Source organism: Pelatocladus sp., from assembly GCF_059505505.1.
In genome coordinates this window covers 24,558-47,455 of the sequence record NZ_JCACKS010000215.1, presented here as the reverse complement: position 1 = coordinate 47,455, position 22,898 = coordinate 24,558, and the positions used below count along the sequence as shown (strand labels likewise).

Sequence of the window (22,898 nt, the reverse complement as noted above, 5' to 3'; positions counted from 1 at the left end):
CGGGTTTCTGCATTTTTGCTAATGCGATGTACTAAAAGAATAAGTAGCTCAACCAAATTGTCTATAACTTCTTGACTTCTGAGCCAACAAAAAGCTGCAAACAGAGCATAGCGTGTAGACTCTGGGTGACGACGTATATCAATGGGATGTTCAACAGCTATTCGACTTTTAAAAGAGCGAAGAACTTTAGTTGGTATCTTCTTAAATAAATCTGCTGGTAATTCTAATTGTTGAAATACTTCTAACTTCGCAACTTCTTTTTGGAAACTTTCAATACCTATTCTACCAGGGTCTGTTTTTAATTCTGCCCATTTGGTAATTAATACTTTTGACTCAAAGTTAGGTGTAAATGTTTCTGGAACTTGTTGATTTCCTGATTGTTTTTGAGTATCATCAAAGTTATCCAATAAAGCCTGTGTGTTTAGCAAGTCATCTATTTGCTTTTTCGATTCATCAGATAATTGCGAGCTAATATCACTAAAAAATTTGGATTCAAAATTACTGAGTGCGGAACGTATGATGCGTTCTAATCTTAAATTTGTAGGTGGTTCAATTTTTAAATCTCGTAGTCTTGCAATTGCAGCAAGTTTTAGCTGTTCAAATTTTAACTCGTAAATTAATGCTTGTTCTGTTAACCAAAAAGTTAATTCTTTGGCGTCACTAACTCCTGCTTCTTTAAACCCAAAAAACTTTCTAATTTGCGTGCGGTGGTATTTTACAGTACGCCCTTGCCAATCATAGTAATCGTATTTTTTCGGTGATATATCTAGAAGTTTGGCAACATAATTAACAACGTCCGGTGGAATCTCTTTCTGATTTTCTGGGAATCTGGCTTCTATCTGAAAGAATTTGAACATTAAAGCAAAACCCAAGCGATTTTCGTCGCTTGTTTGGGTAAGTAATGCAAATTCACCTTCTAGCAGCGTCCAGTACTCTACTAGCTCTTCTGCCAACCAATTTTTCTTCATTATGTCACGTCTCTAACCCAAAAGTATTTTATATTCTTTTATGTACACAATTTTAAATAAAAATAAAAAAGCACATACTCAAACGTTTGTACTCTGGTTTGATTAGATACTCCCGGTTGTTTATAGTATCACTTAATTGCCTGTACTCATCAGAGCATCAAAGGCACGCCGTGCGGCTGATTCAGCCTTTTGTGAGGTCACTTTCTGGTAGCGTAGAGTTGTCTGAATGCTTTCATGTCCCATCAACGCACGTAATTCCTCTAGAGACACTATCCCTACGCGCTCACCGGCGAAGGTGTGCCTTAAGTCATGAATACGTACCCCGTTTAATTCCGGATAACTCGACGTTATTTTGAGCCAATATTCATGTAATGTATGGTAGCTAAGTCTACTTACTTTCAGGGTAGTAGGATGTTGTGCTGTGAACAAAGCATTTGAGTTTTTATGCCTAGAATACTTCAGGTATTTGTTAAGTGCTGACGCTGCATCCGAACTGTAAAAACACCAACGTTGTTTGTTTCCTTTACCTAATACTTGAAATTTCTGATTTTTAACATCTACATCTGATAAATTTAGCGCTAAAAGCTCGCTGATTCTACATCCTGTACGATGTAGTAAATAAACTATTGCATTCATACGTCGGTCTGATTTTACAGCAGAGTATAGTATTTCTAACTGTTCTGGTGTTAAATATTTTATTTTATCATCGCTTAAATGTTCTCCCTTCTCTCGGTCAGGGGGACGTTGTTTTAAACCGCTAATAGGGTTAAATTTTATATAGCCTTGAGATACTGCAAAATTCATCAGGCTTTGTAGTATCGCTTGATGCTTATGATGCGTTGTATACTTTAAATGTTCTAGATTATTTAAATACTCAACTAGTATTTGTTTACTGATAATTTCTATTGACCAACTTCCATACTCAGCAAGCATTGGTGCGAGTACTATTTCGTAAGTGAGCCTGGTCGTTGGAGCTAAACCAGGGCGTGATAAAAATTCAGTCGCTACAGTGGCTAAAGTTACAGCCTTTTTCACTTAAATTTATGTGTTTATATCAAGGTTTTTTATGAGTAAATTATATATCTTTTTAAGAAATATTAAACAACTTTTCATGGATACTTTTAAAACCCCAAAACTTGGAGAAACCCTCGCTGCTTACGTTTTGAGAGTGAGGAAAGAACTCAAATTGACTCAATTGGAGTTGGCGAACGCTGCTGCAATAAACGGGCGGTCTGTGGGAAAGATTGAGCGAGGATTAACAACTAAACTCAACCCTAAGACACTGCAAGGACTAGCCATTGGTTTGGGGATACCTATCGAGTATTTAGAAGCCCTTATTAAGGGTGAAGAAGCAAAACCAATACTTGGGGTTAGATTCTGCCCGAAATGCTGGAATCCTGGAAGTAATCCTGACCAAATGTGGAGTAACCTTAAAGCCAAATACTGTTATCTTTGCGGGACACAACTACGCGCTAGTTGCGCTTACTGTGGCGAACCGATATTGTCATTCAGGTATAAATTTTGCGCCGTATGTGGTAAGCCTTATAAATTAAAAATAGAAAAATCGCTATAACCTAGATTTAGTAAGAGTTAAAATAGCTGTAATCAAAATTTTTGCACGTATAACTCTCTACTCATCACCAATTACTTCTGTTTACTTCTGTTGTGGTGAAATAGTCACGTTTTGAAACATCGCTTTTGACAGTATGCGTACATTCAGCTTGGACGGAATGCAAAATGCAAAAATTTAATTGTTACAATGCCGAAAGTCTTATAATACAAGGGATGCGGTCTATACTAAACCGTTTAGTTTGCACTTCGTGACACCTTCCCGATATTTACCCCAAGTATTTAGATTTAATGGTAGTGGAACACAAGAACTACAAGTTACACCATTTTTATCTGGTACATCTGGCGCTACTTTATATTGTGTTTTTACGGTTAGTAGTACTAACAACTACAATCTTGTACGTACTAGAAACTTAGATGATTATTGGAGATTTTCTAATGATTATAATGGTTATTTTGGTACTTTTTTGAGTTCTAGAATAAATGGTTATCCGGCAAACATGCCATCTAGCGGTAGTCATTTAGTTTCAATTCATAGTAATTCAACTTCTTATGAAGTGCTTTTAGATAATAATTCTAAAGGGATTCAATCAGTTGCTTATGACGCTGGTGATAGATTTCGGATAGTTACCAACGATAAAGCTTTTAACGGTGATTTGTCCTTGCTGTTGGTCTATCCAAGCTATATAGATAAAACTTCAAATACTCATCAATCTGTTATTAATGCAATTAAAAATAATTATCCCTCATTAGCAATATGACTTTTAATTGTGATGGTCAAGCTTATTGTGATGAAGGCAACACGGCTGTAATTACAGTAAGTTTTAATAATCAAAAAGAAACTTTTGAGGTTCCTAACGCGCCAGTTTGTGTCAAAAAGGAATCGATTAACTCTAACACAGGTAAAAAATGTTATCGCTTCCAAGGCTTATCAAATGGTGTAGTCACTTTTGAGCATTTCGCTTGTGGTATTACTGCTTATTATCAATCAGATCCAGGTTTACAAAACAATGGTGCTTGGTTGGTAGTTGATGGAGTTATCCAAAACGGTACAAGTTATTACTATTGGAGCGGTAGTTAACCAGAGCCACAAGGACAACCCGGACTTAACGGTCAACCCGGGCCACAAGGACAACCTGGACTTAACGGTCAACCAGGGCCACAAGGGCAACCCGGACTTAATGGTCAACCAGGCCTACAAGGACAACCCGGACTTAATGGTCAACCAGGCCCACAAGGACAACCCGGACTTAATGGTCAACCAGGCCCACAAGGGCAACCCGGACTTAATGGTCAACCAGGAAAAGACGGCAAAGATGGAGAAGATTGTGATGTGTTTTGGATAGACGTTGAAGTTCCAGTAATTGTTTGTTCAAGAGAAAATGATCAATATGTTCCCAAACAACAAACTCAAATTGTAAAAGTTTTAGCTACACCAACAGGAAATGAAGCAAGAAAAGTTATTAAAAACTTTGAGGAACTAGCTAAAGCTAACACCGAATTATGTTTAGCTAAAAACAATGAAACAACTTGTTATGCTTCAGTTCCAGACTACTGGCAGACTCGCAGTCCTCAAAAACCTCAATTAGCGATTCAATATGCAGAAAATTTAGGTAATGGGAAAATCGGTAGATCTAGATGGACTTTAATAATTCCACACTATAGATATGGAAAATCTCATCAAGCAAAATTTCCAGATTATGAAAAAGGAAGTTATAGAGGCGTTCAGGTACTAAAGGATAATTCCAAAATCATTGTTTGGTGCAAATCAGATACCGAATGCTTACGGGTTTTAAATGCCTTAAAACAATATGTAGACCCTGATTATTTAAAGGGCATTGAACCACCAGAAACAACTAAATCTAATAGAACTTACAAAGAAATTTCTGTAACTCCAACGCTCTGTCAGTTCTTCCCACTTGGACAAAAAGATACTGTCCCAGAGTGGAGTAAAAAGTTAAGAGACAAAAAATGAGAACCATTGAGCTTGATACGGTTTTCGTTGTCAATGGTAGGTTAGCTATCAAGCTAACTACCTTTGCAAAGCTTTTGCATTATTCAGACGTATATATATTACAGCTTATTAAAAAGCTACTAATGCTTGTACGCCGCTTGACGAAATTCTTCTAATTTGGCACGTTTCATATTGGCAGGTGAGAGTAGGTGGTTCTTCTCTCAGCTTCTGCTAATAGGGGGACTGTGTTCAATCACACCCTCTATTTTTTTTGAGGTCACCTAATTTAGTCTAAACTCCAGAACCCACGATCTGTTACCAAATAAACGACAAAAGTCCCCAGCCAGTGACTACTAGAATAATATTTACTGACAGCATCGATGATGCTACTCTGACGATGTACAACAGCAGCAGTACGAAGTGTGCCTATTCGAGGATCGTTATTTGGCAAGCCAAAAATTATCCCCTCAAGCATCCAAGCGCGACTGAGATTTAAACCATGAAAATGAGATTGTAAATAGTCTTGAGGATTAGTTACCTTTGCAGGTTGCAGCCATTGTACTGACTCATCAATAGGTAATTGAGGTAGAAAATCAGTCAGCCAGTTAGCAAAATTCATCGGTGAAAGAATTCGCCGCACCAAATCAGCTTCAGCAAGACAGGGAGAGATAAAATCATAGCCGAGTGGTTCTAAATGTAACGGATAGCTGCGATCGCTCAAATAAAATTTTTGGATCTTGTTTTCAATCAAATCCACAAAGTTCTCGTTTTTGGTAATTCGCGCCCAATCTATGACTAAACCCAGCGCAAAGGCCGTTTGACTATGGGTTCCGGTGCGGTTAGGCAATTCCAGACTTTGTAGCCATCGCTGGAAATTACTCGCTACCAAAGTTTCTAGCGGTTCCAACACAGTCAGCCATTCTTTAGCTTGGCTGTCATTCCATTCCCTCAATTCCGCAGCCAGTTGCAACAGCCATGCAAAACCGTAAGGACATTCAAAGTAAGGATGTTTATGTAGATGCGCTATTTCTCCTTGAATTTTTTCAGGTGTAAAGCTTTGAGTTAGGGCTTCTCTGACTATTGTCTGAAAGGTCGCTTCAGGAAAATAACGCGCTAGACGTGCGAGTAACCAGTGTCCATGTACAGCCGAATGCCAATCCAAGCAACCATAGAAAGCAGGTGTTAATTTTCGTGGTGGTTTAATATCTTCATCGTTATTAAACCAATAAATAGCATTATGTGGATACTCTTGCTTGATGCAGTCGAGTACCAATTGGACAAATTTTGCTGCGATCGCTACGTCAATTTCCATAGCTTCGATGTTAAACCAATTGGGGGAGCATCCCAAATGTTCAAAAAACGCCTGCGATTTCAATCGCAGTCTCATAGTGAAACTCTGCTGAAGCAGACTGTTTGATTTTATGAAGTCGTCTTCAGACGACTTGCGCTATTAGCAAAGGGTTTAAACCCTTTGGTTTATGGTATTTTGAAAAAATTGGGATGCTCCCCCAATTGGTGGATAATTTAGATGCTTGTGAACGAATTCTCAAAACACCAATTCCTTTAGCTTATGTGATTCATCTCAAACAATTACTATTGCTGTATTGCGTGTTATTACCTTTTCAAATTGTCGAGAGTTTCGGTTGGTTGACAGGTTTGATTGTCGCTTCAATCAGCTTTACTTTGTTTGGTATTGAAGCCATTGGTTTGGAAATCGAAAATCCTTTCGGTTATGACATCAATTATTTACAATTGGATGCTATTTGTAACACGATTAAACCCAATATTGGTGATTTAATTAGCTTGAGTCCTAGTACGCGATCGCACACCGAAAAAGTCTGTTATCATAACTAAATTCTTCTTCTTTGTCTCTCTTTCCTTGTCCCGCTTGTCCCTCTAATTTTCATAACCGCCGAATTCCTTTTTCCAAACCCTGACAAACACTAGTTAAGAAATCTAAATTCAAAGTTGCAATTGTATCACTAGGTTTGTGATAGTGAGGATTTCGTAAAAATGCCGTATCTGTAATCATCATGGCTGGATAACCTGCATCCCAAAAAGGGGCATGATCACTCTGTCGAGTTTGCCGTATGATATGACCTTTATTGGGTACTGGTAGCCACTGACTTGCTACACCAACTTTACGAATACTGCGGCTAATGCTAATTAAATCTCTTAAAGTTCGCCAATTACCAATTAAACCAATAAAATCGCCACGACTAGGATAAATATGCTGTAAAGGTGATGGGTAAATTTGGGAACCAGGGTTAGAGTCACAGTAACCTAACATTTCCAGAGAAATCATTAAGCGTAATGATTGCTGTTCTCGTTGTAATTTAGCTGCATATTCAATGCTACCTAATAACCCATATTCCTCCATATCAAAAGCTACTAGCCGCAGAGGATATTTAATTGGTTCTGTCGCAAACATGCGTGCTAACTCTAGTAAAACTGCTACACCTGTAGCATTATCATCAGCCCCTGGTGAACCAGGAACAGCATCATAATGAGCAGCAATTAAAATTGGTGGCAAGTCTCCCTTTTGTGAACCCGCAGCAGCAGGTAAATTTAATATCAAATTTTTGCAAGCTTTACCACGCACATAAAAGGTGTGGATATCCACACTCCCCCACTGTGCAAATGAGGCGCGAATGTATTCTTGAACAAAAAAATGGCCAGCACTTGCTATGTAAGGATCGCGATCGCGGACTATCTGAGTTAGATGAGTTTCCAGTTGGTTTTTTAAATTCACAAGATTCTAGCAGCGAACCTGGTTGAAGGTGTATTTATCAACAGCAAGATACAATAAATCAAGCATTAGTTCTAAACAAAAAATTTATATAGAAATAGTAGGAGAAACGTAACGCATGGGCAAGGTAGTAGGCATCGACTTGGGTACAACGAACTCTGTTGTCGCCGTCATGGAGGGTGGTAAGCCGGTGGTTATTGCCAATGCAGAAGGAATGCGAACAACTCCCTCCGTAGTTGGCTTTAGTAAAGACGGCGAACGTTTAGTAGGACAAATGGCACGACGTCAAACAGTCCTCAATCCTCAGAATACCTTTTTTGCAATTAAACGCTTCATGGGACGTAGGTATAGCGAACTGAGTCCAGAATCAAAGCGCGTACCTTATACCATTCGTAAAGATGAAGTTGGTAATATCAAAGTTGCCTGTCCCCGCATGAGTAAAGATTTTGCCCCAGAAGAAGTTTCGGCAATGATTCTTAAAAAACTAGCAGAAGATGCTAGTAAATATTTGGGCGAACCAGTCACCGGGGCTGTAATTACCGTTCCAGCTTATTTTAACGATTCTCAACGGCAAGCAACGCGGGATGCTGGTAGAATTGCTGGTTTGGAAGTTTTGCGAATTCTCAACGAACCGACAGCTGCTTCTTTGGCTTATGGTTTGGATCGCGGCCAGATGGAAACCATTTTAGTCTTTGACTTGGGTGGTGGCACATTTGACGTGTCAATTTTAGATGTTGGTGATGGTGTTTTTGAAGTTAAAGCTACCAGTGGTGATACTCAACTTGGTGGTAATGACTTTGATAAAAAAATAGTCGATTGGTTAGCAGAACAATTTCTCGAACAAGAAAAAGTAGATTTAAGACGAGAACGCCAATCTTTGCAACGTTTGATGGAAGCTGCGGAAAAAGCCAAAATCGAACTTTCTGCTGTTAGTGTTACTGAAATTAACTTACCCTTCATCGCCGCAACACAAGAAGGGCCTGTACACTTAGAAACTCGCCTAACTCGTTCCCAGCTTGAAAGCTTGTGCGACGACTTACTAGGGCGATTGCGTGTCCCTGTCAAACGGGCGTTAAAAGACGCCGGACTCACCCCTAATGATATTGACGAAGTTGTACTAGTAGGTGGTTCTACCCGAATGCCTATGGTACAGCAATTAGTCCGGGCAATGATTGGTATAGAACCAAACCAAAACGTCAACCCAGATGAAGTTGTCGCGGTGGGTGCAGCGATTCAGGCAGGTATTCTCGCAGGTGAACTCAAGGATGTACTGTTATTAGATGTGACGCCTTTGTCTTTGGGATTAGAAACTATTGGCGGTGTCAAAAAAGCATTAATTCCTCGCAACACTACTATTCCTGTGCGCCGTTCTGATATCTTTTCCACATCAGAAAATAACCAAAATACTGTGGAAATTCACGTAGTTCAGGGCGAACGGGAAATGGCAGCAGATAACAAGTCTTTGGGACGTTTCAAGCTGTATGGCATCCCTCCAGCGCCTCGCGGTATTCCTCAAATTCAAGTAGCATTTGATATTGATGCTAACGGTATTTTACAAGTAACAGCTTTAGATAGAACTACAGGTAGAGAACAAAGTATTACTATTCAAGGTGCTTCTACCTTAACTGAGAGCGAAGTTCAACAAGCGATTCGAGAAGCCGAGAAATTTGCTGACGTAGACCGACAGCGTAAAGAAAAAGTAGAAAAACGTACCAAGTCCGAGGCTTTAATTTTACAGTCCGAAAGACAACTGCGGGAAGTGGCACTAGATTTTGGTATGGCATTTGCCCGGAACCGTCGTCAACAAATCGATAATATCTGTCGGGAACTGCGCGAAAGTTTAAAACAAAATGACGATCGCGGTATTGATCAAGCCTACGCCGACTTGCAAGATGCTTTGTACGATCTCAACCGTGAAGTTCGCGAATACTACGCTGAAGAAGAAGATGATGATTTGTTGGGTGCAATCAAAGACATCTTCACAGGTGGCGGTGATAAAGAACGGGATAATCCTAGAGATTCTTTGCGCGATCGCGATTACTATGGCAAAGATTATGATCGAGGCTATGGTAAAGATTATGACCGAGGTTATGGCAAAGATTATGACCGAAGCTATGGCAAAGATTATGACCGAAGCTATGGCAAAGATTATGAACGCGCCCCCAATCGAGACTATGACCGAAACTCCAGCCGAGACTACGACCGAAGCTATGGTCGAGACAACCGTTCCTCTGCTTTTGACAGTGGTGGTTCTTCACGCCGTTCTCGCCCCAGCTATCAAGATAACTGGGATGATGAAGATGATTGGTAATCAAGCCTGCTAAGTACGAAGATTACACACCTCACTATCTGATGTACTACTGCTGCAAAATACTGGTATTAATTAGAAATAAGGTAATGAAATTTATCTGAAATTCGGATTTAGTCATCATTCATAAGTAATGAGTAATAGTTAGTGGTTAGTGGTTAGTGGTTAGTGGTTATTTGTTTTTTCCCAACAACTTAACTAACCGCTAACAATTAACTATTAATAACCAACCACCAACTATCAACTATCTTAAGAAATTAAAAACTAAATTTCAAATAAACAAACGATTATGCAGAATTTGCGGAATTTTCGCGATTACTACGAAATTTTGGGAGTATCCAAAGATGCTACCAATGAAGATATTAAAAAAAATTATCGACGTTTAGCTAGGCAGTATCATCCAGATCTAAATCCAGGGAACAAAGCAGCAGAGGATAAATTTAAAGATATCGGGGAAGCTTATGAAATTCTCTCCGATCCAGCGAAGCGAGCGCAGTATGATCAATTTAGCCGCTACTGGCAACAAAAAGGCTTCGATAAACAAGCACAGAAGAAAGCTTGGGGTGGTGATAACCGTGCTAATGGTCGGGGTAATCAGGATGTAAATCCAGGTAACTATTCCGATTTTACTACCTTTATTAACGAAGTTATTGGTGTAAAAACAGGTAAAAATGGCACATCTACCGCTACCAATAATAATAATACCGATCCATTTCGTAGCCCCAGAACAAAAGTTGCATATACACCAAACCAACGCCCTACACGTCGAGATATCGAAGCAAGATTGTCTTTACCCCTAGAAAAAGCCTATCGTGGTGGTGTAGAAAGAATTCGCTTAGAAGATGGGCGATCGCTGGAAGTAGAAATGCCTGCTGGTATGATAACAGGTCAAACAATCCGTCTGCGTAATCAAGGCATTAACGGCGGCGATTTATATTTAAAAATAACTGTTGTTCCTCATCCACTTTTTAAAATAGAAGGTACAGATATTTACTGCCAAATCCCAATTACTCCCAGTGAAGCAGTATTAGGAGGTCAAGTCGAAGCACCTACCCTTGATGGTTTGGTAAAAATGACTATTCCTCCAGGAGTTAGGTCTGGACAAAGATTACGTTTGGCTGGTAAAGGTTATCCCACCGACAAAGGTAAACGCGGCGATCAATTAGTAGAAATTCAAATAGTTACTCCTAAAAATATTACTAAAGAAGAACGAGAGTTATACGAAAAAATTCGACAGATGGAAACTTTTAAACCCCGCGCTGATTTGTTTTCTTAGCTTAATCCGAAGGAGGTGATGAACACAATTGTCTAAGAAGCTCACACCAAATCAAAGATTATGGTGTGGGAGTATGTCACAATATTAGAAAAAAGTTTATTGCTTAGTGAATCAAACAGCCGTGAATCAGAATGGTGCAATGTCACAAAGCAGCGAAAACACCTACTATACCCTGCTAGGACTGCATCCGAGTGCATCGCCAATTGAAATCCGTCGTGCTTATCGAGAATTGAGCAAACGCTATCATCCTGATACGACAAGCTTACCTACAGTTGCCGCCACTGCTAAATTTCAGCAACTCAACGAAGCCTACGCTACTCTAAGTAATCCAGAACGACGGCTAAGTTATGACCTAAAAATTGGCTATTCTCGATTTGGAGTAATTCAAGCACCACCCGATTTAAACCGTGCCGTTTCCCGTTCCTACGACTGGTCTAAATCAGCTTATCTTGATGCTAGCGATCGCCCCCTCTCCCCAGGAGAAATTTTCGCTTTGTTTATCCTGGGTTTAACATTTTTAGGTTGCTTAGTATTAGCGATCGCCATTGGCTTAACTCGTGGCGAAGCCGCTTTCCAACCTGTAGGATTAATATTACAACTCTTAATTTTTAATTTTTAATTTTTAATTGTTATGTCTCTTCCCTCTTCTGAAACACCACTATATAATCACCCTCTTCCTCAAATTGAGCAGTGGTTAATACAACAAGGCTGTGAACAAGATGAAAAACAGCTACATTGTTGGCGCGTCCAGCGTCCTAGTTGGCAAGCAGAACTTTGGCTAGACATTGAGCAAATTATAGTTCGGTATGTTAATGCTGGAGATAATGGACAAGATATCCAACGCGCCTTCAAATATTCCTTGAGTCGGCGAGATGTAGAACAAGCCGTGTTTTCCGGGCCTTAATTGGAGATTGGAGATTGGAGATTGGGGATCGGGGATCGCGGACAAGAGGGAGTGTGGGGAGAATTATTTAACAAGTCTCTTCCCAATTCCCAATTCCCAATCCCCAATCCCCAAGACTACACCTTCCCAAACCTCCTTTCCCGTTGTTGATACGCACACAAAGCGCGGTGGAATTCATGGCGATCAAAATCAGGCCAGAGAGTGTCAGTTATATATATTTCTGAATAGGCTATTTGCCAGAGAAGAAAATTTGAAACTCGCATTTCTCCACTGGTACGAATTAATAAATCGGGATCACAAATGCCGATGGTATAAAGATGACGTTCAAACGTCGCTTCATCAATTTCATCTGGCTGGAGTAAACCTTGTTGGACTTTTTTGGCGATCGCCCGACAAGCTTGGATAATTTCTTGTCTACCGCCATAATTTGTGGCGATCGTAAACTTGATCCCGGGATTATCTTTCGTTGCTTCTACTGAACGGCTAATCTCTGCTTGTAGCGATCGCGGTAAGCTACTTAAGTTACCCACAAACTGAATTTGCACGTTCTCTTCAACCATTTCCCGCAGTTCTTGACGCAAAACTCGCTGAAATAAGGTCATCAAAAAATCTACTTCTTCGTGGGGTCTTCCCCAGTTTTCTGTAGAAAAAGCATAAGCCGTCAGTGCTTCGACTCCCCAATCTTTACAACAACGAAGCAAACTTTTTAAGGCATCAACACCAGCTTTATGACCCATAATTCTGGGTAGTCCTTGATGCTTTGCCCATCGACCATTGCCATCCATAATCACTGCAACGTGCTTGGGCAGTAGTTCTCGTTTCAAGTCAGAGGGCAAATATTGCAGTTCAGTTTGTTGTGCTGTCATTTTTTGTCTCGCGATGCGGTCGATGGTAATCCGAGTAAACGTGAAACTAGTGCTAAGGCCTGACTACGAATCTGACGACCCAAACTGATTAAACCAGGAGCAACAGCTTCCCGATCCACAGTTGGTGAAAATCTCATTTCTAATGATTCTTTCAACTTCGTGATCGTCAGTGGTCTATTTAGAGTTCCCTTTTCTGCCAAAGAAATAGAACCTGTTTCTTCAGATACAACGACACAAATGCAATTCTCGACCCGCTCAGTTATTCCCATTGCTGCCCGGTGGCGTGTTCCTAACTGGCGCGAAGCCGTACGTCCCGAAAGTGGTAATATTATACCCGATGACACAATCCGAGAACCCCGTATCAATGTAGCACCATCGTGTAAAAGAGTCTTCGGTTGAAAAATTGTTTGTATTAGCTCTTTGGACACTTCAGCGTTCAGTTTTACTCCTGGTACAGAAAAATCTCGTTCATCAATAGGGCCAGTCGTTTCCAAAATTAGTAGCGCACCTATCCGATTTTTCGACAGTTCTCTGACTGCTTCGACTATTTCATCAATTACACTATCAGATTTAGGAACTGCCAAACGGGACGGTTGAAATAATTGCCAGAATTCGCCACGTCCCAATTGTTCTAAAAATCGTCGAAACTCGGATTGGAGAGCAACCGCCATGGCGACAGCACAGCCAATGACTAACTTTTCCAGTACAAAATTTAACAACTGAAGCTGTAATTTCCCACTGATGGCTGATGCCAGCATCAGAATAATAAAGCCTCGCACCATCCAAAGTGTCCGGCGCTCACTAATAATAACTAGTATCATATAGGTCAGCGCCAGTACTAAAACAATATCCAGTGTCTCAAGCAGCAAAGGCTGAGACCATCCTTGGTTTATCAGCCATTGCTTCCACCAATCTCCCATGACATCTGGCGTGAAAGTATGAAGTGTGAAATATGAAGGATGAAGTATGAAGTATGAAGTCTTGGAATATTAAGTATAAAGTATGAATTTTTCATTCTTTATTCTTCATCCTTTCTTCATCACTTCAACCTTTATTCTTCATCTTTTTTAAGTCTTTCTGGTAAGCAATCCTGTCGAATCAAATCCTGATAAGTTTCGCGTTGCAAAATCAAATTTGCTTCGCCATTCGCTACTACAACAGCAGCTGGTCTAGGCAAGCGGTTGTAGTTAGATGCCATACTGTAATTGTAAGCACCTGTTGCCATCACTACGAGAATATCTCCAGATTCAGTTTTCGATAACTGAGCATTCTTGATCAGAATATCCCCGGATTCACAATGCTTTCCAGCAATGGTTGCCGTTTGTGTCAAAGGCTCAGACATATGGTTAGCAACTACAGTACGATACACTGACTGATAAGTAATCGGACGAGGATTATCAGACATGCCACCATCAACTGCTATGTAGGTGCGAATATCAGGAATAACTTTAGAAGAACCTATAGTGTAAGCCGTGACGCAAGCTGTAGCAATTAGCGATCGCCCTGGTTCAGACAATAATTTTGGTAGTGGTAAGTTTTGCTTGGTACAAGCTTGTTGAATTACTTCACAAATTGGCTTTACCCACTCTTCTATACTAGGGGGATCATCCGATTCTGTATACTTGATTCCCAAGCCTCCACCAACATTTAACTCTGTCACGCTTAAGCCATAACCAGCAGCTTTACTCATCCACTGCACCATCACAGATGCTAAATCCTGATGTGGCTGGCGTTCAAAGATTTGAGAACCAATATGAGCATGTAAACCAATACAGTTTAATACAGATTGCTTACTGACAAAAGCAAATAATTCATCTAAATCATTGGGATCAAAGCCAAACTTACTATCCAGGTGTCCCGTACGAATATATTCGTGTGTGTGGCATTCGATACCTGGTGTCAGGCGGAGCATGATCCGGATGGGAGTTGTAGATAAGTCAGAGGAGGAAAACAAGAAAGCAAATTCCCTCTTGTCTCCCTTGTTTCCCTTGTCCCCCTTGTCCTCAGCAATTTCCACCAAAGTCCGCAACTCATACCAGTTGTCCACAACAATAGTGCAACCAGACTGAATTGCCAGAGTTAATTCTTCTGGCGACTTATTATTTCCGTGGAAGTAAATTTTGTCGGGACTCACACCTGCACTTAAGGCTGTATAAAGTTCGCCTCCTGAGACAACATCAATTCCCAAGCCTTCGGAAGCGGCGATCGCACAAACGGCCAAACAACTCCAGGCTTTGGAGGCATATAATACTTGAGATTCACCCTTGTAATAGTGCTGGAAACTTTCCCGATACTGACGGCAAGCTGTTCGCAGAGTTTCTTCATCCAAAATATACAAAGGTGAACCAAACTGCTGCACAAGAGTTGTCACATCACAACCCCCTATTTCTAAGTGATCTTCGTTATTAACTTTGGCACTCAGTGGTAAAAGTTCTTGATTGGGTGAAAGATTGATGTTATTATTAACAGTTTGTGGTAAATACTGTCTACCAGAAAGTTGAACCCCAGCAGGGTGAGTCGATACCATAAATATTCAGAGTTGTCCTTAATACTAATTACAAGCTACGAGCGGATATGCCGATTCCCAGTTTACCGAATAACGTGCTTGTTCGCCCCTGTCTTTTGCAAGAGGAAAGGGAAAAGGGACAGGGGATCGGGGATCGGGGGATACGGGAGAATTATTTAACAAGTCTCTTCCCTGTCCCCTGTCCCCTATTCCCAATGACCAATGACCAATGACCAATGACAAATTAGAACTAAAACTAATAACAGTAGATGATTTAAGTCTGGTCTTAGAACTAGACCAGGTGTGTTTTGGTGGTCTTTGGACATTGGATGGCTATAAACGAGAGTTAGATAGTCCTAACAGCGTTTTAATCGGTTTATTTACACCTTTATCTCCCGTAAAATTGCTGGCAATGGGTTGCTTTTGGTCAATTTTAGAAGAAGCCCACATTACCATTTTGGCGGTTCATCCGAAATATCAAGGCCAAGGGTTAGGACAGGCTATTCTTTATTTTTTGCTTAGAAATGCTTACTACCTTTGCTTAGAACGAGCAACTTTGGAAGTCCGAGTTTCTAACAAAGCTGCAATTTCTCTATATCAAAAATTTGGTTTTAAAACGGCAGGACAGCGAAAGCGTTACTACACAGATAATGATGAAGATGCTCTAATTATGTGGTTAGGAAATATTCAATATCCAGAATTTCAAGATAATTTGGAAAAATTGCGTATCAAAATGAGCGATCGCCTCAGTCAATTTGATTGGTCACTGGTCAATGGTTATTAACTACCACTAACTACTAACCTTTCATGAATTTTATTGAAATTTTTATTACAGAAGTTTAAAGATTTGATAATTTTACTACCTATAAAAAATTTTCATACTGTTCAATACCAAGTTGACAGTTACAAAAAAACGTGATAAATATTTTTGCTTGGGATTGGCATTAAAAACTTGCAAACCCAATTTTTATTTGCTTGTCAATCTCTACAAAGACGGTAAATTCAGGCTCCTCAATACACAGTCAATAAAAAGTAATAAAAAGTTAGCAATTTCCCATCAAATCTGGGTGATCCCGATTGAATGTCTATTTCTTTATACAGACATTCAATCTATTTGCCTGTGCTAAAATCAGCGTACCGGCACGACGCAGGTGATGGGAAAAATGCCATGTTTGAACGCTTCACAGAAAAAGCCATTAAGGTAATCATGTTGGCCCAGGAAGAGGCACGCCGCCTGGGACACAATTTCGTTGGTACCGAACAGATCCTCCTGGGTCTGATTGGAGAAGGTACCGGAGTGGCGGCTAAGGTGCTGAAATCCATGGGTGTCAATCTCAAAGACGCTCGGATTGAAGTAGAAAAAATCATAGGCCGGGGTTCGGGCTTTGTCGCCGTGGAAATTCCGTTTACGCCACGGGCAAAGCGAGTTCTGGAACTATCCTTGGAAGAAGCGCGCCAATTAGGGCATAACTACATTGGCACCGAGCATCTGCTGTTGGGCCTGATCCGAGAAGGGGAAGGTGTAGCAGCCAGAGTGCTAGAAAATCTGGGTGTAGATCTTTCAAAGGTAAGAACTCAAGTTATCCGGATGCTGGGAGAGACCGCCGAGGTTACACAAGGTGGTCCATCACGCGGCAACAAAACCCCGACCTTGGATGAGTTTGGCTCGAATTTGACCCAAATGGCAGTTGACGGCAAGCTCGATCCAGTGGTGGGACGCGCCAAGGAAATTGAGCGAGTGATTCAAATATTGGGTCGCCGCACAAAAAATAATCCAGTTTTAATTGGGGAACCAGGAGTTGGTAAAACCGCGATCGCCGAAGGTTTGGCACAGCGTATTGCCAACAAAGATGTCCCGGACATCCTGGAAGACAAGCGCGTAGTCACTCTGGATATCGGTTTACTCGTAGCAGGTACAAAGTACCGGGGTGAATTTGAAGAGCGCCTGAAGAAGATCATGGATGAGATTCGGCAGGCTGGCAATGTCATTTTAGTCATTGACGAAGTACACACCCTAATTGGTGCAGGTGCGGCAGAAGGGGCAATTGATGCAGCAAATATCCTCAAACCAGCCTTGGCTAGAGGAGAATTACAGTGCATTGGTGCTACAACCCTAGATGAATACCGCAAGCACATAGAGCGAGACGCAGCCTTAGAACGCCGTTTCCAACCAGTGATGGTCGGTGAACCGTCGGTTGATGAAACAATTGAAATTTTGCATGGTCTGCGCGATCGCTACGAACAACACCACAAGCTCAAGATTTCTGACGAAGCTTTGATTGCGGCGGCAAAATTATCTGACCGTTACATTAGCGATCGCTATCTGCCAGATAAAGCCATCGACTTAATCGATGAAGCTGGATCTCGCGTCCGTCTAATTAACTCCCAACTACCACCCGCAGCCAAAGAGTTAGATCGAGAACTGCGCCAATTATTAAAAGAAAAAGATGATGCAGTTCGCGCCCAAGACTTCGACCGAGCCGGAGAGCTGCGCGATCGCGAAATGGAAATTAAAGCCGAAATTCGCGCGATCGCTCAAAGCAAAACTGGTACTGGCCGTGCAGAAGGCGAAGAACCAGTAGTTACAGAAGAAGACATTGCCCACATTGTCGCTTCCTGGACGGGTGTACCAGTCAACAAACTCACTGAGTCCGAGTCCGAAAAGCTGCTGCACATGGAAGACACCTTGCATCAGCGCTTAATTGGTCAAGAAGAAGCTGTGAAGGCTGTTTCGCGGGCAATTCGTCGCGCTCGTGTCGGCTTGAAAAACCCCAACCGACCCATTGCTAGCTTTGTCTTCTCCGGGCCTACTGGAGTCGGTAAAACCGAGTTAGCAAAATCATTGGCATCTTACTTCTTCGGTTCAGAAGAAGCAATGATCCGTCTGGATATGTCCGAATACATGGAGCGTCACACCGTATCCAAGTTAATTGGTTCGCCTCCAGGCTATGTTGGTTACAACGAAGGTGGTCAGCTCACCGAAGCAGTACGCCGTCGTCCTTACACCGTGGTGCTATTCGATGAAATCGAAAAAGCCCATCCCGATGTCTTCAACATGCTGCTGCAAATTTTGGAAGACGGTCGTTTAACTGATGCTAAAGGTCGCACCGTAGACTTCAAGAATACCTTGCTGATTTTGACTTCCAACATTGGTTCTAAGGTAATTGAAAAAGGTGGCGGTGGTATCGGCTTCGAGTTTGCTGAAGACCAAAGCGAATCGCAGTACAACCGCATCAAGTTCTTAGTCAACGAAGAACTGAAGAACTATTTCCGTCCAGAATTCCTCAACCGTCTGGATGAAATTATCGTCTTCCGTCAATTGAACAAGGAAGAGGTAATGCAAATTGCCGACATTATGCTCACAGAAGTATTTGGTCGTCTCACCGAGAAAGGAATTAATCTCGAAGTGAGCGATCGCTTCAAAGAGCGCTTGTTGCAAGAAGGTTATAACCCCAGTTACGGTGCAAGACCCTTACGTCGAGCCATTATGCGCTTACTAGAAGACAGTCTCGCAGAAGAGATCCTGTCTGGTCGCATCAAAGAAGGCGACACCGCCATTGTTGATGTTGATGAAAGCGGTAATGTCACGGTAAGAGGCGAACAGCGCCGAGAATTGATGACGCCTGGAGTTGAGTAAGATTTTGGGTTGAATCTTAGAAAGTTGAAAAGGTAGAGGCTGTAACTCCTCTACCTTTTTTATTGACAAAATTTAGTTTTTTGGGGATTGCATTAATCAATTTAAACAATTGATTTCTCGTAACAAATCTCCTAATAGTCCGCGATCGCGAATCAAAACTAAATCAGGATCATTCTTTAGTAATTCTTGAAACTTGGAATTTATGAGCAAAGCTGACTCTAGGTATTCCATAGCCAGTGAAGTATCCCCCATCCGGGCTGCACAACACGCGCAGTTATACCAAGCATACTCATCATTAGGTTTGATTTCGATGGCTTTTTGATAGTTCTTCAGCGCTGCTCCAAAGTTTTCTGTGTATCTAAAAGTATCTGCTAGCTTATAATAAGACCAAAAATCGTGGGAATTAATGGCTTGGGCTTGTTCATAATCCTTAATTGCCTCTTCGTAATGTTTTAAATGCCTGCAAGCATCTCCACGACGCAACCATGCCCAATAATCATTTGAGCGAATTAACAAAGCCTGATCATAGTCAAAAATAGCATCTTCGTAGCGTTTTAACTGCCTTTTAGCATCTCCACGCCGAAAATAAGCCCAGTAATCATTTGGGCGAATTGTCAAAGCTTGATTGAGAGTTGCGATCGCTTCTTCAAATTGATCTAAATCTTCTATTAATATGCAAGCTCGATTGTAGCAAGCCCAATAATCATTAGGACGCAGTGCTGATGCCTCTTTCAAACTGGCTACTGCGGTTTCATACTCACCTAATTCTCGTAAAGCACAGCCTCTATTATACCATATCCAGTAAGCATTAGGGCTATTTTCTAATGCTCTGTCATAACATGCTACTGCTTCCGCATATTGTTCTTGGTTATCAAGCCGTTTACCCTGTCGATACCAGTATCTGCTATCTCTTGTAAGAAGCAGTGGAATATCTGCCTTAGCCTCTGCTGCTTGACTCATAGTTTTTGCCCCAACCAAACAGTTACTACTGCTACAGACACAAGCACTATTTTATATTAGTGCGTTGGGGCAGAATTGGGTAGCCGGAATTGGGCATGGGGCATTGATTATTCTCCCTTGTCCCCCTTGTCCTCCTTGTCCCCGATCCTCAACTCATTCAACTTGGCACGTAAATCTGTCCAATGAACACCTGCTAAACTTGGTAGGACAATGTGAGCAGCACCAACTCGTGCAGGAGGGCCAAGTCCAATTGTCCACATCTGACCAGCTAAAGCCGCTTCAATACCTGCTTCAGCATCTTCCACAACTATCACCTGGCTTGGTTCAAGTCCTAACTGGTTGGCAGCATACAAAAATAGATCAGGGGCAGGTTTGGGGCGTTGGACACTATAACCGTCGGTGATCGCGTCTATACGATTGGTAATACCCAACTTCTCAATTACAGTCTGGGCATTTTTACTAGCTGAACCAAGAGCAATCTTAATTCCTGCTTGCTTTAATTCATCCAGTAAAGTGACTACACCAGGCAATAAATCATGGGGCGAGATGTTTTGGATAGATTCTACATAATAACGATTCTTACGATCCATCATCTCTTGTAGTTGTGCTTCAGAATACTGTCTGTCACCGACTATATGCAGAAGTGATTCCCGACGCGATACACCCCGCAAAGCTTCATTCGCCTCACGATTGAAAGGTAATTCTTCTTCATCTGCCAGTTTGTGCCAAGCAAGATAATGATATTCGGCTGTATCTGTCAATACGCCGTCTAAATCAAAGATAAAGCCTCGGATGTCTGGTGACATAGTTGTTAGTTATTAGTTGTTAGTTGTTGATTGTTAACTATTCCCCCTGTCCCTGCTCCCTGCTCCCTGATCCCCTTGTCCCCACTCCCCATTCCCCAAATCAAACTCATGCCATTTACCACGCCAGATCAACTTGAACTTCAGCCGTGTCCATCCAGGGGGTAGGTGAGGATGAGCAATGGGTTCACTGTCTCCCATTTGAATACCGCCAAAACCTAAAACCACTGCTTGCCAAATACCACCTGCACTCGCTCCATGAATACCTTCTGGCGCATTACCTCGGACATTTTCTAGATCAACTAATGCTGCTTGCATAAATCTTTCGTAGGCTTGTGCTGTTTTGCCCAAATCCGAGGCGAGGATGGCGTGTATTGCTGGGCCGAGGGAGGAACCATAACTAATATCGGTGCGGGGTGCGTAATAATCCCAATTAGCTTGCAAAGTGTGGGGATTGTAAGGAGGTTCCTGTGACTGTCGCATCAGGTATAACAACATCAACGCATCTGGTTGCTTAAGTACCTGGCGTTTATTGCCTTCTTCGATACCTAAGATAGCTTGGATAGATTTGGTACGTGGTTCGTACTCTTCAAGATTGATGTCTTGCAATTGGAAAAATCCCTCGAATTGCTCAATCAGTCCGGTTGACTCGTCGTAGGGAATCCAAATGTTGGTAATAATATCACTCCAACGCGATCGCCTGCCGATACTTAGTAGCAGTTTATCTTCTAGTTCTATGGCTTTGTCGGGAAAAGTTTTGTACAACCAGTCATATATATAAAGTGCTTTTTCGAAATGCCATTGCACCAGTCGGTTAGTAAAGGCGTTGTTATGGACGAATTCATGATATTCATCAGCACCAATCACTTCTCGAATTTCATACCGTTCATGTTTGGTGTTGTACTCTACCCGACTACTCCAGAATACGGCAGTATCGAGAAAAATCTCAGCGCCGTAGTCCCGCATCCACTCGTCATCGTTGGTAGCTTGCCAGTAGTACCATACAGCATAGACCACATCGGTGCTAATATGAATTTCGCGATCGCGACACCAAATCCTAATATCTTCGCCATAAGGATCATTAGGAGGCAACCACCGAGGCGTGACTTCATCGCCAGTATCCGCACTTTCCCAGGCATACATTGCTCCTTTATACCCGTAATGTACTGCCTTACGCCGCGCTCCAGGTAAGGTGTGATAGCGATAAGTGAGTAAATTACGTGCTATTTCTGGTTGGGTGTAGATAAATAAAGGAAGTATAAAAATTTCTGTGTCCCAAAAAATATGACCGCGATAACCAAACCCCGAAAGTGTTTTAGCTGGGATACTAACTTGATCATTATTGCGTGAGGCAGCGATTAGTAACTGAAAGAGGTTGTAACGCACAGCTAACTGGGCTGTAACATCTCCCTCGATCACAATGTCACTTTTTTGCCAAACTTCTTCCCAAGCTTGGCTATGAGTTTTAATTATGAACGAATATTCAGGCAACTGGACAAGTTTTTCACAAGCGGTTGCAACTGGGTTTTCTACATGTTTGGAAGTAAAAACAGTCACCAGCTTATCTACTGTCACGGTTTGTCCAGGAGAAGCGAGGAAGGATGCGATCAAGGTAGGATAACCGGGTGGACTCGTGACTTGGAGCGAAGCCTCTGCACCTGATATTTTTATACTAGTAGCTATACCCAATTGGATACGAGAGGAGCGGGTACGAAGGTTTAACCATACTCCTGCTTCTGTTTTTCCTTGATCCAATAATTCCCAGTGGTTAAAACCCTGATTTTCGGGGTAGCCGTTAATACTAGCTTGGATTTCGATCGCCCCTGCAAAATCAACTGGTGTGAGTTGACAACGCAGCGCCAGAACCTGTTCATCTGCAAGGTTGGCGAACCTTTCAAAGTGGATATCTATTATCTGATTGTTGGGACTGCGCCAACGCACACTGCGACTGAGAATACCTTGGCGTAAGTCTAACTTTCGTTCATAACTTAATATTTCACCTTTTTCCAAACGAAAGCGATCGCCATCAATGTTAATTGTAAATGGCAACCAATCTGGACAGTTAGCAAGTTCGGTATAGACAATTGGAACTTCATCGTAAACACCGTGGATAAAGGTAGCTGGTGAAGCTTGAGAATAGCCTTCTTCAAAGCTACCCCGTGTTCCCAAATAACCATTTCCGATGGTAAAAACTGTTTCTCGGTAGCGAAACTGATCGGGTTCAAACTGGGTTTCCCTGACAGTCCAATCTGTGTAGGTAAGATGCTGATAACGTCCTTTTGTATCCATCGTGGCTATTGTTTAGGAGACTGAGGGGATTGGGGAAAAGGAATCAGGGATCGGGGATTGGGGACAAGGGGGAGTTATCAGTTATCAGTTATCAAATTAAACTGGTCAA

The 22,898-nt window shown here is 41.7% G+C and carries 19 protein-coding genes and 2 pseudogenes; 12 read left to right on the top strand and 9 right to left on the bottom strand.

Features of this window, described 5'->3' with window-relative positions; all coding sequences use genetic code 11:
- The coding region (locus tag AC5JMK_RS19060) for a DUF4158 domain-containing protein (RefSeq protein ID WP_495910804.1) at window positions 1-968 on the bottom strand (968 nt) is incomplete at its 3' end.
- 132 nt (window positions 969-1,100) lie between these two features.
- The gene (locus AC5JMK_RS19055) at window positions 1,101-2,003 is read right to left on the bottom strand and encodes a tyrosine-type recombinase/integrase (RefSeq protein ID WP_096680064.1); all 903 of its coding nucleotides are present in this window, start codon (window positions 2,001-2,003) and stop codon (window positions 1,101-1,103) included.
- 76 nt (window positions 2,004-2,079) lie between these two features.
- Between AC5JMK_RS19055 and AC5JMK_RS19050 the strand changes: the two genes are divergently transcribed.
- The 5 genes from AC5JMK_RS19050 to AC5JMK_RS19030 all read left to right on the top strand — a co-directional run bounded on the left by AC5JMK_RS19050 (window position 2,080) and on the right by AC5JMK_RS19030 (window position 4,512).
- Window positions 2,080-2,541 (top strand): double zinc ribbon domain-containing protein, encoded by a 462-nt coding sequence (locus AC5JMK_RS19050; protein WP_096680283.1) that lies wholly within the window; start codon window positions 2,080-2,082, stop codon window positions 2,539-2,541.
- 247 nt (window positions 2,542-2,788) lie between these two features.
- A complete protein-coding gene (locus AC5JMK_RS19045; protein ID WP_495910803.1) occupies window positions 2,789-3,298 on the top strand; it encodes a hypothetical protein in 510 nt (169 codons plus the stop codon).
- Window positions 3,295-3,618 (top strand): hypothetical protein, encoded by a 324-nt coding sequence (locus tag AC5JMK_RS19040; RefSeq protein WP_096677166.1) that lies wholly within the window; start codon window positions 3,295-3,297, stop codon window positions 3,616-3,618. Before AC5JMK_RS19045 ends, AC5JMK_RS19040 begins: the two co-directional genes overlap by 4 nt.
- On the top strand, window positions 3,569-3,883 hold the full coding sequence (locus AC5JMK_RS19035; protein WP_495910802.1) for a hypothetical protein: 315 nt from the start codon (window positions 3,569-3,571) through the stop codon (window positions 3,881-3,883). Before AC5JMK_RS19040 ends, AC5JMK_RS19035 begins: the two co-directional genes overlap by 50 nt.
- Window positions 3,871-4,512: a hypothetical protein gene (locus AC5JMK_RS19030; protein WP_495910801.1), complete on the top strand. Its 642-nt coding sequence runs from the start codon at window positions 3,871-3,873 to the stop codon at window positions 4,510-4,512. The genes AC5JMK_RS19035 and AC5JMK_RS19030 overlap by 13 nt, the downstream gene beginning before the upstream one ends.
- Before the next feature lie 265 nt (window positions 4,513-4,777).
- Here the strand turns inward: AC5JMK_RS19030 and AC5JMK_RS19025 are convergent, their stop codons facing one another.
- The gene (locus AC5JMK_RS19025; protein ID WP_096679144.1) at window positions 4,778-5,803 is read right to left on the bottom strand and encodes a DUF2891 domain-containing protein; all 1,026 of its coding nucleotides are present in this window, start codon (window positions 5,801-5,803) and stop codon (window positions 4,778-4,780) included.
- Between the two features lie 188 nt (window positions 5,804-5,991).
- Here AC5JMK_RS19025 and AC5JMK_RS19020 point away from each other — a divergent pair.
- Window positions 5,992-6,345: pseudogene (locus tag AC5JMK_RS19020) on the top strand (hypothetical protein); the annotation flags it as partial.
- A 49-nt stretch (window positions 6,346-6,394) separates the two neighbouring features.
- On the opposite strand, the gene AC5JMK_RS19015 reads toward AC5JMK_RS19020, so the two are convergent.
- A complete protein-coding gene (locus tag AC5JMK_RS19015; protein WP_096677161.1) occupies window positions 6,395-7,243 on the bottom strand; it encodes a M28 family peptidase in 849 nt (282 codons plus the stop codon).
- A gap of 115 nt (window positions 7,244-7,358) precedes the next feature.
- Here AC5JMK_RS19015 and dnaK point away from each other — a divergent pair, with 115 nt between their 5' ends.
- From dnaK to AC5JMK_RS18995, 4 genes are all read left to right on the top strand, one after another.
- The gene (gene dnaK / locus AC5JMK_RS19010) at window positions 7,359-9,551 is read left to right on the top strand and encodes a molecular chaperone DnaK (protein WP_096677160.1); all 2,193 of its coding nucleotides are present in this window, start codon (window positions 7,359-7,361) and stop codon (window positions 9,549-9,551) included.
- A 286-nt stretch (window positions 9,552-9,837) separates the two neighbouring features.
- The gene (locus AC5JMK_RS19005; RefSeq protein ID WP_096677159.1) at window positions 9,838-10,824 is read left to right on the top strand and encodes a DnaJ C-terminal domain-containing protein; all 987 of its coding nucleotides are present in this window, start codon (window positions 9,838-9,840) and stop codon (window positions 10,822-10,824) included.
- A gap of 139 nt (window positions 10,825-10,963) precedes the next feature.
- The gene (locus tag AC5JMK_RS19000) at window positions 10,964-11,443 is read left to right on the top strand and encodes a J domain-containing protein (protein ID WP_495910800.1); all 480 of its coding nucleotides are present in this window, start codon (window positions 10,964-10,966) and stop codon (window positions 11,441-11,443) included.
- A 12-nt stretch (window positions 11,444-11,455) separates the two neighbouring features.
- Window positions 11,456-11,728 carry a DUF3143 domain-containing protein gene (locus tag AC5JMK_RS18995; protein WP_096677158.1) on the top strand — a complete coding sequence of 91 codons (273 nt, stop codon included), beginning with the start codon at window positions 11,456-11,458 and terminating at the stop codon, window positions 11,726-11,728.
- Between the two features lie 116 nt (window positions 11,729-11,844).
- Here AC5JMK_RS18995 and uppS read toward each other — a convergent pair whose 3' ends face one another.
- The 3 genes from uppS to lysA all read right to left on the bottom strand — a co-directional run bounded on the left by uppS (window position 11,845) and on the right by lysA (window position 15,121).
- The gene (uppS, locus tag AC5JMK_RS18990) at window positions 11,845-12,594 is read right to left on the bottom strand and encodes an undecaprenyl pyrophosphate synthase (protein WP_096677157.1); all 750 of its coding nucleotides are present in this window, start codon (window positions 12,592-12,594) and stop codon (window positions 11,845-11,847) included.
- Window positions 12,591-13,514, bottom strand: a complete 924-nt coding sequence (cdaA, locus tag AC5JMK_RS18985; protein ID WP_026722981.1) for a diadenylate cyclase CdaA — start codon at window positions 13,512-13,514, stop codon at window positions 12,591-12,593. Before cdaA ends, uppS begins: the two co-directional genes overlap by 4 nt.
- 131 nt (window positions 13,515-13,645) lie before the next feature.
- A complete protein-coding gene (lysA, locus tag AC5JMK_RS18980; protein ID WP_495910799.1) occupies window positions 13,646-15,121 on the bottom strand; it encodes a diaminopimelate decarboxylase in 1,476 nt (491 codons plus the stop codon).
- 208 nt (window positions 15,122-15,329) lie between these two features.
- On the opposite strand from lysA, the gene rimI reads away from it, so the two are divergent.
- On the top strand, window positions 15,330-15,884 hold the full coding sequence (gene rimI / locus AC5JMK_RS18975; protein WP_096677155.1) for a ribosomal protein S18-alanine N-acetyltransferase: 555 nt from the start codon (window positions 15,330-15,332) through the stop codon (window positions 15,882-15,884).
- A 384-nt stretch (window positions 15,885-16,268) separates the two neighbouring features.
- Window positions 16,269-18,737 (top strand): ATP-dependent Clp protease ATP-binding subunit, encoded by a 2,469-nt coding sequence (locus AC5JMK_RS18970; RefSeq protein WP_096677154.1) that lies wholly within the window; start codon window positions 16,269-16,271, stop codon window positions 18,735-18,737.
- Window positions 18,738-18,833: 96 nt separating this feature from the next.
- Here the strand turns inward: AC5JMK_RS18970 and AC5JMK_RS18965 are convergent, their stop codons facing one another.
- Window positions 18,834-19,697, bottom strand: a complete 864-nt coding sequence (locus AC5JMK_RS18965; RefSeq protein WP_495910798.1) for a tetratricopeptide repeat protein — start codon at window positions 19,695-19,697, stop codon at window positions 18,834-18,836.
- A 107-nt stretch (window positions 19,698-19,804) separates the two neighbouring features.
- Window positions 19,805-22,789 (bottom strand): annotated as a pseudogene (pgmB, locus tag AC5JMK_RS18960) (beta-phosphoglucomutase).
- Between the last annotated feature and the right edge of the window lie 109 nt (window positions 22,790-22,898).

Excerpts from the sequence above, each read along its gene's own strand:
- AC5JMK_RS19050 (WP_096680283.1), top strand. The coding sequence starts at position 2,080 with ATGGATACTTTTAAAACCCCAAAACTTGGAGAAACCCTCGCTGCTTAC.
- AC5JMK_RS19040 (WP_096677166.1), top strand. The coding sequence starts at position 3,295 with ATGACTTTTAATTGTGATGGTCAAGCTTATTGTGATGAAGGCAACACG.
- AC5JMK_RS19035 (WP_495910802.1), top strand. The coding sequence starts at position 3,569 with ATGGAGTTATCCAAAACGGTACAAGTTATTACTATTGGAGCGGTAGTT.
- AC5JMK_RS19025 (WP_096679144.1), bottom strand. The coding sequence starts at position 5,803 with ATGGAAATTGACGTAGCGATCGCAGCAAAATTTGTCCAATTGGTACTC.
- dnaK (WP_096677160.1), top strand. The coding sequence starts at position 7,359 with ATGGGCAAGGTAGTAGGCATCGACTTGGGTACAACGAACTCTGTTGTC.
- AC5JMK_RS19005 (WP_096677159.1), top strand. The coding sequence starts at position 9,838 with ATGCAGAATTTGCGGAATTTTCGCGATTACTACGAAATTTTGGGAGTA.
- AC5JMK_RS19000 (WP_495910800.1), top strand. The coding sequence starts at position 10,964 with ATGTCACAAAGCAGCGAAAACACCTACTATACCCTGCTAGGACTGCAT.
- AC5JMK_RS18995 (WP_096677158.1), top strand. The coding sequence starts at position 11,456 with ATGTCTCTTCCCTCTTCTGAAACACCACTATATAATCACCCTCTTCCT.
- uppS (WP_096677157.1), bottom strand. The coding sequence starts at position 12,594 with ATGACAGCACAACAAACTGAACTGCAATATTTGCCCTCTGACTTGAAA.
- cdaA (WP_026722981.1), bottom strand. The coding sequence starts at position 13,514 with ATGGGAGATTGGTGGAAGCAATGGCTGATAAACCAAGGATGGTCTCAG.
- lysA (WP_495910799.1), bottom strand. The coding sequence starts at position 15,121 with ATGGTATCGACTCACCCTGCTGGGGTTCAACTTTCTGGTAGACAGTAT.
- rimI (WP_096677155.1), top strand. The coding sequence starts at position 15,330 with ATGACCAATGACAAATTAGAACTAAAACTAATAACAGTAGATGATTTA.
- AC5JMK_RS18970 (WP_096677154.1), top strand. The coding sequence starts at position 16,269 with ATGTTTGAACGCTTCACAGAAAAAGCCATTAAGGTAATCATGTTGGCC.
- AC5JMK_RS18965 (WP_495910798.1), bottom strand. The coding sequence starts at position 19,697 with ATGAGTCAAGCAGCAGAGGCTAAGGCAGATATTCCACTGCTTCTTACA.